The following is a 13,884-nucleotide window of genomic DNA, read 5'->3' as shown; positions in this document are numbered from 1 at the left end:
ATTTGCGTTATGCGGTACAAGCTGTTAATATTTGGATTTGTGGCAATGGCAATAGCGGTATTGTGTTCATGCAATGGTAACAAAGGCGGCCAGGGCAAGCTGCATACCTTTAAGGGCTTATATAGCTTTGGTCCTGAAGTAAAATCATTTAAAAACTGCGATGATACCCACGAATATTGGGTAACTGATAGTTCAGCACAATTAGAACTTAAATATTCGCAAATGAACTTTGAAAAGCCTTACGAGCCCGTTTATGTTGAAGTAGAGGGTGTAAGTATAAAATCGGGTAGCGAAGGCATGGGCTCTGATTATGACAGTACGCTTGTGGTAAAAAAGGTTATAAAAATCACTAAAGAAATACCACAGGATTTGTGTAATTGAACGGGCAGGAGTCAAAAACTCACATCCTTTTTAATATCGCTCCGTCAATCCTAGTAAAACTAAATACCTTTTTTTGCCTTTTACTTTTAACCTCTATTCTTTCACCTAAATAAATTTATCATGGAATCAAAACGTCAACAAAAATTTGCCGGAGTTTTACAGCAAGACCTGGCAGCAATATTTCAGCGTGAAGGAATGAACTTTTTACCAAACACGCTGGTAACCATTACCAAAGTGAGGGTAACCCCTGATTTGGCCATAGCACGTGTGTTTTTAAGCTTTTTTAATAACACCAATACACAACAGGCGCTTCAGCTTGTAAAATCTCACTCTTCTGAAATTCGTTATAAGTTGGGGGCACGCATAAAGGACCAGGTAAGGGTAATTCCGCAACTTGAGTTTTTTGTTGATGATACCAATGAGTACGTTGAACGTATGGATAAAATTTTTGAGAAGATAAGCAAAGAGCCTCGCCAACCAGACGACGAACAGCAATAATAAATTTTCATAGTTCAAACCCATGGATAAACATCTGCAATTAGCTGAATATTGCAGCAGGCATCCACATGCCCTATCAAGCGTGGTTGATATTGACTACCTGCACGACCGCCTGTATAAATTCGATTTTACCATAAGCAATAAAGAATTATCACCCGAAACTGTTGCCAATACCAATGAATTTAGCCGGTGGATTGAGCAAACATTAAGCCATAACAATTGCAGGTACGGCATTGGGGGCTACATGGAACACCGCACGCTTTACAGCCGCAGCCCATTGTTTGATACACCCAACCAGGAGCCCCGCCGGCTACATCTGGGTATTGACATATGGGCGCCTGCCGGTACTGCTGTATATGCACCATTGGCCGGAACCGTGCATAGCTTTAAAGACAATAACTCCTTTGGCGATTATGGTGCTACCATTATACTTGAGCACAACCTTGATGGCCTGACTATATATTCATTATACGGGCATTTGAATACCCAAAGCCTTGAAGGGTTGGAAAAAAACAAGTGTGTAAACCAAGGTGAGCGGATTGCATACTTTGGCTCAGCAGCCGAAAATGGCAATTGGCCGCCACACCTGCATTTTCAATTGATGTTTGACATGCAAGGCCTTGAAGGTGACTATCCCGGAGTTTGCAGACTGTCAGACAAGGATAAGTATATGCAAAACGTTCCTGATCCTGAAATAATTTTACAACTCAACAGAGCAACCATAATTTGATTTATGCGTTAGTATTATATAAGTAATTGATTTATATAATGCTTAAATACCTCCTCTTAATAATTTTTATAACTGCTTTAGCACCGGCTAAAGCCCAACCAACTTTTAAAGGCGGACCAGCTGCGCTTGATGCCTTTTTGCAAAGCAAAATTGTATACCCCGAGTTTTCGAGCCAAAATTGTATTGCAGCGGCAGTTCAGGTGAGCTTTATGATTCAAACAGACGGGCAGGTTACCGATGCAATGATACAACAAGGCCCAGGCATCGACCTTGACGATGAAGCTCTAAGGGTTATTAAGTTGACTTCAGGTAAATGGAATATTCCTGCCGATTACAAGCGCGCTGTAAGGGTTGTGCTGCCTATAAGCTTTAAACCTGATTATGTACGTTGTCAGCGTAATAATGGCACCTCGGTACCGCAAATGAGCATGGGCCAGGCCATAGCAGCTTATCAAAAACGGCAGGAGCTGGAAAACGCTATAACTAATTACTACATCAATAAACGAAGTGGCAAGGCCGATGAGCAAAAAGAATCAACCATTGAGCGTTTAAAGCAACAGTTGGGTATAAACGAGGAGCTTTGGAAAGACGTGCTTGATCAGGCTAATGAGAAGTTGAAGCAAGGCGACAAAGACGGTGCTTGTAAAGACTGGAACTTTATAAAAAATACAGGCAGTAGCCTGGCCGATGATTACCTGGCCAGGTACTGCAAGTAAGCTTTATTTTTTCACCTCAAAGACAAATTGTTTACTGCCTGCTTCTCCATCGGCATTTAAACCTTGTATAATAACGGCATATTTACCCGGCTGATCTGACGTGTAAAACGACAAGTTAGCGTTGCCCGCAGCATCTGTATAAACATCCGGAGACCAGTACAGCGCACTCCTGAAATCGGGTGTGCGACTGGCGCGCTGCGCATCGGTGTCATACATCGGCGAATAAAACTTACGCTGAAGCTGCAAGCCCTCATAATCAAGCACAGCAGCGCGCGGATCTATCTCAAAACCGGCTAAATCATCTTTGTAAGTTGTGAAACTTAGCACACCATCAAAGCGTGCGGCACCATATAAATAGCGGTCGGGCATAACTTCAAGTTTTCTTAGCTTTAATGGGTCAAGCGCAAACACTTTATTCATATCAAAAACCGGAATACCATTATAAAGCACCAAAGGATTATCATCCAATAGTTTAGTTTGGTTATACATGGTTACCTTGAATTTACCTCTGCGCTTGGCTACAACAAGCCATGATGTATACTCACGAAATACCTCTTCAACGGTGGTAAAGCGCACATAGCCGTCCAATAAATAAGTTCTGTTAGGTTTACCGTAAAACGCCAGTGTGTCTACATTAGGGCTGTAAAACTCACGCAGTTTTGGTGCATTATAAATATTAAGCACCTGCATATTTAGGTTACTTTCCTCTAAAGCACCACGCATTCCGTTATTTAATGTAAACAAAGGTGTTGGTGTTGATGAATACTGATCAAAAAACGGACTATATATCTGGGCTTTGTATATACTGTCTATCTCTATGTTATTTTGAACCACTATTTCATTATTGCCATAAAAATCTTTAGTGTTAAATAGCAAGCGTCCTGCCGAATCAGATACCGAGGTAAATAACTGTACACGTTTACCCGGAACTGATAGAAACGTGTGAATGTTTTTAGCCGCATTGCCAGCATTGTCGGTAAGTTTACCGGTAATAATATGGCCTGTATATTCAGGTATAAAGGTTATGGAAGGCTTAGCGTTAAGTACTTTATCCCACTCAAAACGACGCCAGCCCTGGGTAAGCAATAAATTATCTAAAGCCTGTGCAGCTTGGGCACTTCCATCAAAATACGATGCAGCCGATTCAATATAGCCTTTAAGCTCAGAGGTAAGCCATAAGTAACTGTTAATATCAAGCGTATTTTTATCTATCAATGAATCGGCCCTAAAAACCGATACCGATAGGTTTGCTGCCGTTGCTTTGCTGCCGCTTAATGTATTTAGTGCAAGCTCAACCTTTTTACGGGTAGTGTATATACCATTATCTGCGCGGGCGTTTACATTTAATTGCTTAGCCGGCATTTGATATACCAAGCGTTCGCATAAGGGCTGCCGCTTACTATTAAACAGTGTAAAGTGAGTAAGGCCATTACCAAGCTTTGATTTATCAATGCTGAAAGTAGCTTCTCCATTATTTAAGATGGCGCTTGCTCCCTGTTTAACAACTTGTCTTGTATGCGCAAAAAGGTAAATGTTTTCGGCATTTGCCATATTGCTTTTTACCGCAATATTCCAGCTTTGGCCATTATCAGTAACCTGCATTACATATCCCTGTGCATCTATAGCGGGCAATTCTTTTACAATTGATTTGTTACTTGCCTTTACAACGGCTTTGTAAGTTGCACCTGGTAAAGGAGTAAAAGTAAAACTCCCGATTCCTGACTTGTAAGGCTGGAAACGTAAAACCGTATCGTTTTTTTGATTTAATATAGCGCCGTAAAAGTTTGCAACACCATTTCCATCAACTCCCGTAACTTTAAAGCCTACCTTACTTGTTAGTCCCCTTACCAGATGGCCGCCCTCCGGAAAGAACTGTACATCGGCCCCTGCTTTATCATCTGTTAATGCCAGCTCGGGCGAACGCTGAGCGTTGACTATTGATAAATTTTTATGGAAAAAATACTCAGCTCCTGAATTTTTCATCCAATTGGTGTAGGCACGTAATTGATAATTTCCGTTACTTATGCCCGAAGGAATGTAAACCGACCCGCTTCCTGTACCATTTGATAACTGAATTTTTGCTTGTATTACCGGGGTATGATCGGCACTAAGCACTTCTATATAAGCAACCTTGCTTAAGTTAACCGGGCGGTTACCTGAGGCATCAACGTTATATACTTTGAACCACAATATCTCGCCTGCCAGGTAGAAGTCTTTGTTGGTATGAACGTAAAGTTTTTCCTGAGCAACCGTTTGCCTGTAATTGTTGAATTTTGCCTCAACATCGGGCAATGCCTGCGCAATTCCTGCATTAGCACTGCCTAAGGCCAAAGCCCCTATAAAAATATGCCTTAACTTTTTATACATTGTGATAGTATAAGTTTATTGCCAAAATGCTGGTTTAATATTAGTACCTCTTACCGTACAATCAACACAAGCCCGCGATGTTGTGGTATACGCAACTGGCTCAGGGGAGCTTGGTTCAAAAACGCCATCAACAGGTATTGCGCCTCCTTCATAAAAAACCTCCTGATACTTTCTTGGAATGATTGTATCTACCCGGCATGGAAGAGGATTACGGAACCTGAAATCTTCCGGAATTTGCAACGCGTCAATAAATATACGTTTGTGCGTTACCGTTCCGGCGGTAATAAAGCCTATTACAATTTCGTTAGGATCATTGACAGCATGAACGTTTCCTTGTAACTGCGATGGCTGCGAATCAAAAATGCTACCCACCTGCTCTGTGTTCTTCTTAAGTATTTCCCAAAAATCAAATGCCTCCTTGGTAAGTACTTGCTGGTTTACCATTATACTATATCTCACGCCAAATCTTTCGTTAGATGCAGGCACTTTAACCAGTGGTGCCTTATTTACCACATCATTTGCCAGTTTAGCGGTAGACGCCAAAATAACATTGGTGGAGCCTACGCTTCGCCAGCAATTAAATATATCTTCTTGAGGAAGGTTACGAAAGCGTATACTGTTTCTATCTACTATATAAGTTGAAAAGTTGTTTGACTTGTACTGGTACGTCTCTACATAATCCCATTTATAATATCTCGAATTGTTACTGTTGTCACGTGTATCAACAGACAGCTGTATGCCTGGCACCCCAACTCTTTGCGCCTCAAATGATACGTTATCTATATTGGGAGAAACTTTGACTTCTACATAATCTGAAGCATATTCCTTGCCCTGCGCAGTACGTATACGTATCCTGTATTTTTTATTGCCATCCAGCGCAAATGGAGCTGAAAAATAAGTACCCGGCTTACTCTCAGTCAAATTACGGTTCACTACATTGTCTGCGCTTTGTATACTTACAGTAGCCCGTGTTTCGGGCTTAAGGGTTGTGCCTGATGTGAGCATAGTAGTACGACTTAATTTTATGATAGTTGAGTCGGTACTACCGGTATTAATCATCCCCTCAACAACAAGGTAGTTAAGGTTACTATTTGTTTCAGGCGGATTAAAGCTTTCTTTACAAGCCGTTGCCGTAAGAATGATAAGTGCTATATATAATTTAAAAAATCTTTTCATGCTTCATACTTTAATAAGCGGTTACTAATTAAAACCTGGTATTGAAGTTTACAAACGGTATAGGCTTGGCAAATATGGAAAGCGAGTATCCGTTTATACGGCCTGCCTCTTGAATAAAATAAGTAGAATAAGCATTTTTTCTACCTGTAATGTTGTATATACCAAACGTCCAAGAGTTATGAAAACGTTGTTTTAGCTTATGATTTCCTTCAATATTCACTGAAAAATCTGTCCGGAAGAAGTCAGGTATACGATACTGGTTTCTGTCTGAGTAAAGCACTCTTTCCGCACCTGCGTAATAAAACTTACCTACCGGCAAAGTTAGCGGCCGGCCTGTACTATATACCGAATTTAATGATACGCTGTACCTGTGCGTAAACCTGTAATTACCTGTTAAATTAAAGCTATGCGGCTTATCATAATTAGCTGGGTAGTAAGCACCGTTGTTAATAAGCTCACCTGCATTTGGGTCGTCTTGCTTTAAAAAAGTACGTGAATAAGTATAGCTCATCCATCCGTTAAGTTTACCTGCCGTTTTCTTAATTAAAAACTCGGCTCCATAGGCTTTGCCCCGGGTTGATAACACATCTGTTTCAATATTTTGATTAAGTACCAGGGTAGCTCCACTGCGGTAATCAAGATAATTACGTAAACGTTTATAGTATACCTCAACAGAGGTTTCAATGGTGTTTGATTTAAAGTTTTTATAGAAACCTAAAGAAACCTGGTCGCCAAGCTGTGGCTTTATATTAGGATCACTCAGCTTCCAAACATCAGTTGGTGATATAGCCGTAGTGTTTGATAGCAGGTGTATGTACTGGCGCAAGGTATTGTAACCTGCCTTAACCGAAAAATCATCACTTAAAATGTAACGGGCAGATAATCTGATTTCGGGGCCACCATAGGTTTTGATGAATTTGTTACTGCCATAAGTGGTACTATCTAACAAGTTTGAAGTTGTACGCGGCAAACCGGGTGCATAACGGTTTACCGTTTGAGGACCCAGATAATTGAACAATGAAAAACGTATACCTGCACTTACCGAAAGATTTTCGGTGATATTGTATTTATCTCCAAGGTATAGTGCACTTTCCAATGCCTGTTCGGCAGGTACCGTTTCGCCAACTACTAATGATTCGTTTCCTACAGGGCTGTTTGAACCCGGGTTAAGCTTATAATAGATACTGTTTAAACCAAATGACAGCGTGTGCTTTGGATTAATAAAGTAACTGAAATCGGTTTTAAAGTTAGTTTGATTAATGTTAAAGTTGAACTTGTATGCATTTATAGGGTTCAGCATACTATTGATGTTAAATTGATAACGATCATAACCACCTGTAATAACGCTATAAAGCTTATTGTTGTAATTATGCTTCCATTTTAACGAGAAGTTACGGTTACCGTAACCGTATGTAGTATCGCTGTTTAACCTAAAGCTGTCATTACTAAAGTAAGAACTCAGGTAAAGGTTATTCTTCTCGTTAATTTGATGACTTATGTTCAGGCTTAAATCATAGAAACTGGCCCGGCTATTTTTGTATTCGTTGGGCAATTGCTTTAGTAACCAGTTTGCGTAGGTTGTACGGCCACCAAAAATAAATGAGGTTCGGTTTGAATCAATAGGGCCTTCAATGTTCAAACGGCTTGTTAATAAACCGATGCCAGCTGAGCCTGTAAATTTCTTTTTGTTTCCCTCACGGTTAGTTACATCTAATATAGATGATAAACGTCCGCCAAACTTCTCAGGTATACTGCTCTTGTAAAGCTCAATATCCTGAACTATATCTGGGTCGAAGGCAGAAAAGAAACCAAAAAAGTGCGATGGATTATAGATTGTAGCATCATTAAGCAATATCAAATTCTGATCGGCAGAGCCACCACGCACGTTGAAACCTGTGCTAGCTTCGCCAACAGTTTGTACGCCCGGCAGCGTTAAAACCACTCGTAATACGTCGGCCTCGCCAAATACGGCGGGTATTTGCTTTATGGTCTTAATATCAATTTTGCTCATGCCCATAGTAGTGCTGCGAACATTGGCTACCTTTTCTGCCGAAATTTTAACTTCCTTCAAGGTGGTTACCTGTTCCTGCATTTCTATGTTCAGCTTTCCATCACTATTTAAAACAATAAGCCTGCGGGTATCACGCATTCCTAATCCTCTTACAAGTACGGTGTGCGAGCCTTGAGGCATTGTGAGTGAATAATAGCCAAATTGGTCTGTAGCTACCCCTGAACGTGTTACCGGGTTATAAATGCTTGCCCCTATCACAGGTTCGCCCGATTTTACATTGCGCACATAGCCTGCCAGGGTTACACTGCCACCCTTAGCTGCACTTTTAAGCCCTATCTCGTATACCTTGTTTTCTGAAGTTGATTCAATTACCCTTTTTTCTGTTAGTGTTGAGGTGTAATCAACCGTATTAGCACTAGTAGGCCTGTTAGCCGGCTGTTGCACTTCCTTTTTATCATTGAAGAACCCGGCTGCAAGTGAGGTTTGTATAACCACACCCTTAGTTAAAAATACCTGTCCTTGCTGAGTAATGGAGTATTTGTAAGTAGTGTTGGCAAAGGCGTCTTCAAGCACCTTTTTAACTGTTGCCTGGTTTAATTTCAGCGTTACTCTGAGGCTGTCAAACTTTGCAGCATCGTAATAAAAGGTATAATTTGTTTTAGACTCAATCTGGGCTACAAACTGTGATATGGTTGCCTGTTGAAAATCAACGTCAATAAGTTTGTCATCTGTTTTTTGTGCACACACAAACACCGGCGAACCCAATAACAAACAAAAAATTAAATAGAGTTTCTTCATATTATCGGGTTAACTGGTCGTAATAAGCACTTAATTTACTTATGGCCAAGGCTTTATTGTCATTGAACTTAATGGCGTTGGCACTCAGGTATGCGTTAAGTTCCTTTTTCTTATCCTTAAACACCTTAAGCACCGATCCTTTTCCGGACACATTATACACAACCTTATCTTTGATGATATAATAGTTTACATGATCTATAAACCGAACCTCAACACCATGTATGTTTGTTGATTCTGACCTTTCTTTTGAATAATGGCTTAACACGCTGGTTTTACCGCTATATAATACATCATAATAAGCGGGCTTAAGCTGTTGCTTTACACTATCAGCCTCATTTACATAAACGAAGTGATGGTCAGCTATTATAAAATCAGACAGTAGGTATTGCTGCAAAATTATGCGGTAGTTGTTCACAGGCTGTACTGTTACAATTTGATTTTTAAATACATCAAACATTAAGGGTACGCCATTATACCAGGTACCGTTATACTTTATTGCACTTGATGTAAATGTATCTTTGTCTTGCCAGTAAGGTGATCCCTGAACTGCCGGAGGTAGGGCTATATATTCGGCACCATTATAAATTTCAGATTGCTGCCCAACTGATTTATTGAAGTAAGCTACAGCATATGAGTTAGCACCAGTAACCAAAGCGCTATCGGCCGGTTTGCTTTGCGCCTGCAATTTGAGTACGCCGCACAATAAAAGAAGTATTGTTGTGACAGGTTTAACCATTTAGTTTAGTTTAAGTCCTTGAATATACAATATTGGTTGTTATTTAATACATATTAGTTAAAAAAATGCTACAAATAAATTCCTTATAACGCAAAAAAGGCCGCTATTCAAAATAACGGCCTTCAAAATATATTCAACTATATTATAGTTTTCTTTTCACTTCTACATTTTCGTAAGCTTCAACTATATCGCCTACTTCAATGTTGTTGAAGTTTTGAATGTTCAAACCACACTCGTAGCCTTGGTTAACTTCTTTAACATCGTCTTTGTAACGTTTTAAAGAGGCAAGCTCACCTGTGTAAATTACCACACCCTCACGTATTACGCGTATTTTGCTGTTACGTGTAATTTTACCATCCAACACCATACAACCGGCAATAGTACCAACCTTGCTGATTTTGAAGGTTTCACGTATCTCAACGTTAGCCACAATCTTCTCTTCAAAGGTTGGCGCAAGCATGCCTTCCATTGCAGTTTTTATCTCATTGATAGCGTCGTAGATAATTGAGTACAGGCGAATATCAATTTGCTCCTGCTCTGCCAGTTTACGTGCACTGCTTGACGGACGAACCTGGAAACCAATAATGATCGCATCAGATGCAGTTGCCAATAACACGTCAGACTCAGATATCTGACCTACGCCTTTAGAGATAATATTTACCTGAATCTGATCAGTAGATTGTTTCAATAACGAGTCTGATAACGCTTCAATTGAACCATCCACGTCACCTTTAACAATGATGTTAAGCTCTTTAAAGTTACCAATTGCCAAACGACGACCGATCTCATCAAGAGTAATATGTTTCTGCGTGCGTAAGCCTTGCTCACGTTGTAATTGCAAACGTTTGTTGGCAATGTCGCGCGCTTCGCTTTCGCTTTCAATAGCGTTGAAACGGTCACCTGCTGTAGGTGCACCCTGCATACCCAGTACTTGTACAGGCGTGCTTGGTCCGGCTTCGTTTACACGCATACCACGCTCGTTGGTTAATGCTTTAACACGGCCGCTGTAGCTACCGGCTAATATAGGATCACCTACGCGCAATGTACCAGCTTGTACTAATACAGTGGTTACAATACCACGGCCTTTATCTAAAGCAGCCTCAATTACGGTACCTACTGCACGTTTTTTAGGATTAGCTTTAAGCTCCAATAACTCGGCTTCAAGCAATACTTTTTCTAATAACAGGTTTACATTTAAACCTGACTTAGCTGAGATTTCCTGTGATTGATATTTACCACCCCAGTCCTCAACCAAAATATTCATACCTGCAAGTTGCTCACGCACCCTATCGGCATTAGCACCAGGCTTATCAATTTTATTGAAGGCAAAAATGATTGGTGCACCGGCAGCCTGCGCGTGGTTTATGGCCTCGCGGGTTTGCGGCATCACAGCATCATCAGCCGCAATTACTATAATAACAATATCTGTTACCTGGGCACCGCGTGCACGCATAGCGGTAAACGCCTCGTGACCCGGAGTATCCAGGAAGGTGATCTTGCCTTTGTCTTCCAGTGTTACCTCGTATGCACCAATGTGCTGGGTAATACCACCTGCTTCGCCTCCAATAACGTTAGTTTTACGTATAAAGTCGAGCAATGAAGTTTTACCGTGGTCAACGTGACCCATAATGGTAACGATTGGCGCACGTGGAATTAAATCAGCTTCCTGATCTTCTTCCTCAAGGTTAATTTCTTCTTCGTCAGGCTTAACAAATTCAATCTGGTAACCAAATTCTTCGGCAACAATGCTTAGTGTTTCTGCATCCAAACGCTGGTTAATGGATACGAACATGCCCAAGCTCATACAGGTAGAGATAATTTGCGTTACCGAAACATCCATCAATGATGCCAGCTCGTTGGCTGTTACAAATTCGGTAACTTTTAATACTCTCGACTGCAGTTCTTGTTCCAGTGCTGCTTCCTCTGCTGATGCAGCTACATCATCACGTTTTTGACGACGGAATTTAGCACGCTGAGCAAACTTACCCGACTTACCTGCACCGCTCAAACGGGCAAGTGTAGCCTTAATCTGGTCTTGTATTTCTTTTTCTGAAGGTTCCTCTTTAGGTGTGCCCGGAGCGGATGCGTTACGGTTGAATCCACCTTGGCGGTTACCACCTTGGTTTGGTCCGCCCGGACGGTTACCAAAGCCCGGACGATTGCCCTGTTGAAAACCACCCTGGCGGTTGCCGCCTTGCTGATTGTTTCCACCCTGACCTTGTTGGCCCTGGCCTTGTTGAGGCCCTTGGTTTGGTCCGTTTTCTTTACGCTTACGCTTGCGCTTATGATCGGCAGAGTTTGCGTTAGATGAAGAGGCAACTGGCCCTCCACGACGGCTGTTATCAACCGGTAACGTAATTTTACCTACCACGTTAGGGCCGGTAAGGCGTTCAGCTTTTGCTCTTATTACCTCGTTCTCACGTGCAGGCTCTTCTGCAGGTGCCGGTGTTGGTGTTGGAACTGCAGGCGTTGAAGCGGCCGGAGTTGCCGGTGTTACAGGTGCAGCTGGCTTTTCGGCCGCTGGTGCAACTGCTGGCTTTTCAGCTACGGGCTCAGGCTTAGCTACAGGCTCTGCCTGGGCAGCCGGTGTTACAGGCGCAGCTGGCTTTTCGGCCGCTGGTGCAACTGCTGGCTTTTCAGCTACGGGCTCAGGCTTAGCTACAGGCTCTGGTTTTGCCACAGGCTCAGGAGCAGGTGCCGGCTTTGCAGGCTCTGCTGCTTTAGCCACAGGCTCTTCCTTAACCTCTGCACGCGGAGCAGGCTTATTCAAGTTATCTAAATCAATTTTACCTACTACTTTCACCCCAGGTAATGAACCCTCAGGTTTTTCGGCTTCTTTTGGTTTAGACGGGGCAGCAAACGTTCCTGCGTTTTTGATCAGAATCTCATCCTTTTCAAATTCGTTCGAACGGCTTTCGGCCGGCTTTTCAGGGGCAGCACCAGGCTCATCACGGCGTATTTTACCAATGTTGATCTGCTTGGCTTCCTCCTTAATAATCTTATCGGCTGCAAACTGCTTTACCAGTGTACTGTACATTTCACCGTTAAGAGCGGTCATAGGGTTACGATCAACTTTATATCCTTTTGATGATAGAAAATCGACAATAGTGCCTATACCAATGTTAAGCTCTTTTGCTGCCTTTATTAACTTTATACTTTTGTCTTCTGACATTTAATAATTCTTTCTCTGCTTATTATATGCAAATTTACTATTTTTTATTGGCATATGGGAGCTTATTCAAACTCGGCCTGCAGAATTGATAAAACTTCTTTAACCGTTTCTTCTTCAAGGTCGGTACGTTTAACTAATTCGCCCACACCCAGTGCCAATATTGATTTTGCGGTATCTAAACCAACACGCTTGAACTCATCAATAATCCAGCTGTCAATTTCGTCCGAAAACTCTTCTATATCCACATCTTCCTCTTCTTCATCAGCTTCGCGGTACACATCAACCTCATAACCGGTTAACTTACCGGCTAGTTTAATGTTATGTCCACCACGGCCAATAGCCAAAGAAACCTGATCGGGCTTCAAGTAAACGGCCGCTGTTTTGCGCTCATCATCAAGCTTAATGGTGGTTATTTTAGCCGGAGACAACGCACGCTGAATGTATAACTGAATATTGTTGGTATAGTTTATAACATCTATATTTTCGTTCTTTAACTCACGCACAATACCGTGAATACGTGAACCTTTCATACCCACACAGGCACCTACAGGGTCAATACGGTCATCATATGATTCTACGGCAACTTTAGCACGCTCGCCTGGTTCACGCACAATTTTCTTAATGGTAATTAAGCCATCAAAAATCTCAGGCACTTCCAGCTCAAACAAACGCTGTAAAAACTCAGGAGCTGTACGCGAAATTATGATTTTAGGGTTGCTATTCATCATATCAACCTTATGTACAACCGCTTTTACGCTATCACCTTTTTTAAAGTAATCGGCAGGTATTTGTTCACTTTTCGGCAGCAATAACTCATTACCCTCATCGTCAAGAACCAAGGTTTCTTTTTTCCAAACCTGGTAAACTTCACCGGTAATCAATTCACCTACACGGTCTTTATACTTTTTAAATATTTCGTCTTTCTCGAGCTCTAAAATTTTAGATACCAGCGTTTGACGGGCAGCTAGTATGGCACGACGACCAAAGCTTTCCAGGGTAATTTGTTCAATAAACTCTTCACCAACTTCCAAATCGGGGTCATGCTTGTGCGCCTCGGCAAGCTCAATCTCCAGGTCATCATCTTCCGAAAAACCGTCTTCCATTACGGTACGTGTGCGCCAAATTTCCAAGTCACCATTATCGGTGTTTACAATGACGTCACAATTCTCGTCGGTGCCATATTTTTTCCGAATCATGCTGCGGAATACATCCTCCAGCACGCTCATCATTGTTGGGCGGTCAATGTTTTTAAAATCCTTGAACTCCTGAAAAGAGTCAATTAAATTAATATTGCTCATG

General features: G+C 41.7%; 10 protein-coding genes. 4 read left to right on the top strand and 6 right to left on the bottom strand.

From position 1 onward, the window contains the following. The first annotated feature begins 9 nt into the window (after positions 1 to 9). The 4 genes from GO816_RS06130 (at position 10) to GO816_RS06115 (ending at position 2,325) form a co-directional block, all read left to right on the top strand. Complete coding sequence (locus tag GO816_RS06130) at positions 10 to 381, top strand: hypothetical protein (protein WP_157540472.1); 372 nt, start codon at positions 10 to 12, stop codon at positions 379 to 381. A gap of 120 nt (positions 382 to 501) precedes the next feature. After that, positions 502 to 879, top strand: a complete 378-nt coding sequence (gene rbfA / locus GO816_RS06125; RefSeq protein WP_157540471.1) for a 30S ribosome-binding factor RbfA — start codon at positions 502 to 504, stop codon at positions 877 to 879. Between the two features lie 22 nt (positions 880 to 901). Then, complete coding sequence (locus GO816_RS06120; RefSeq protein ID WP_157540470.1) at positions 902 to 1,609, top strand: peptidoglycan DD-metalloendopeptidase family protein; 708 nt, start codon at positions 902 to 904, stop codon at positions 1,607 to 1,609. A 38-nt stretch (positions 1,610 to 1,647) separates the two neighbouring features. Beyond that, complete coding sequence (locus GO816_RS06115) at positions 1,648 to 2,325, top strand: energy transducer TonB family protein (RefSeq protein ID WP_157540469.1); 678 nt, start codon at positions 1,648 to 1,650, stop codon at positions 2,323 to 2,325. A gap of 3 nt (positions 2,326 to 2,328) precedes the next feature. Here GO816_RS06115 and GO816_RS06110 read toward each other — a convergent pair whose 3' ends face one another. From GO816_RS06110 to nusA, 6 genes are all read right to left on the bottom strand, one after another. Continuing rightward, entirely contained in the window at positions 2,329 to 4,692 is a 2,364-nt protein-coding gene (locus GO816_RS06110) for a hypothetical protein (protein WP_157540468.1), read from the bottom strand. Positions 4,693 to 4,707: 15 nt separating this feature from the next. Beyond that, entirely contained in the window at positions 4,708 to 5,868 is a 1,161-nt protein-coding gene (locus GO816_RS06105) for a DUF4249 domain-containing protein (protein WP_157540467.1), read from the bottom strand. Positions 5,869 to 5,896: 28 nt separating this feature from the next. Continuing rightward, on the bottom strand, positions 5,897 to 8,677 hold the full coding sequence (locus tag GO816_RS06100; RefSeq protein WP_157540466.1) for a TonB-dependent receptor: 2,781 nt from the start codon (positions 8,675 to 8,677) through the stop codon (positions 5,897 to 5,899). A gap of 1 nt (position 8,678) precedes the next feature. Then, the gene (locus tag GO816_RS06095; protein ID WP_157540465.1) at positions 8,679 to 9,413 is read right to left on the bottom strand and encodes a hypothetical protein; all 735 of its coding nucleotides are present in this window, start codon (positions 9,411 to 9,413) and stop codon (positions 8,679 to 8,681) included. Positions 9,414 to 9,555: 142 nt separating this feature from the next. Continuing rightward, positions 9,556 to 12,585, bottom strand: a complete 3,030-nt coding sequence (gene infB, locus GO816_RS06090) for a translation initiation factor IF-2 (RefSeq protein WP_157540464.1) — start codon at positions 12,583 to 12,585, stop codon at positions 9,556 to 9,558. 62 nt (positions 12,586 to 12,647) lie between these two features. After that, positions 12,648 to 13,883, bottom strand: a complete 1,236-nt coding sequence (nusA, locus tag GO816_RS06085) for a transcription termination factor NusA (protein WP_157540463.1) — start codon at positions 13,881 to 13,883, stop codon at positions 12,648 to 12,650. Position 13,884: the final 1 nt, after the last annotated feature.

Origin of the sequence: Mucilaginibacter aquatilis (assembly GCF_009755275.1) — a bacterium.
GTDB classification, from domain to species: Bacteria; Bacteroidota; Bacteroidia; order Sphingobacteriales; family Sphingobacteriaceae; genus Mucilaginibacter; species Mucilaginibacter aquatilis.
The sequence above is the reverse complement of the archived record's forward strand: the minus strand, read 5'-3'. Positions and strand labels throughout refer to the sequence as shown.

Coding starts and splice junctions, on each gene's coding strand:
- GO816_RS06130 (WP_157540472.1), top strand. CDS start 10: ATGCGGTACAAGCTGTTAATATTTGGATTTGTGGCAATGGCAATAGCG.
- rbfA (WP_157540471.1), top strand. CDS start 502: ATGGAATCAAAACGTCAACAAAAATTTGCCGGAGTTTTACAGCAAGAC.
- GO816_RS06120 (WP_157540470.1), top strand. CDS start 902: ATGGATAAACATCTGCAATTAGCTGAATATTGCAGCAGGCATCCACAT.
- GO816_RS06115 (WP_157540469.1), top strand. CDS start 1,648: ATGCTTAAATACCTCCTCTTAATAATTTTTATAACTGCTTTAGCACCG.
- GO816_RS06110 (WP_157540468.1), bottom strand. CDS start 4,692: ATGTATAAAAAGTTAAGGCATATTTTTATAGGGGCTTTGGCCTTAGGC.
- GO816_RS06105 (WP_157540467.1), bottom strand. CDS start 5,868: ATGAAAAGATTTTTTAAATTATATATAGCACTTATCATTCTTACGGCA.
- GO816_RS06100 (WP_157540466.1), bottom strand. CDS start 8,677: ATGAAGAAACTCTATTTAATTTTTTGTTTGTTATTGGGTTCGCCGGTG.
- GO816_RS06095 (WP_157540465.1), bottom strand. CDS start 9,413: ATGGTTAAACCTGTCACAACAATACTTCTTTTATTGTGCGGCGTACTC.
- infB (WP_157540464.1), bottom strand. CDS start 12,585: ATGTCAGAAGACAAAAGTATAAAGTTAATAAAGGCAGCAAAAGAGCTT.
- nusA (WP_157540463.1), bottom strand. CDS start 13,883: ATGAGCAATATTAATTTAATTGACTCTTTTCAGGAGTTCAAGGATTTT.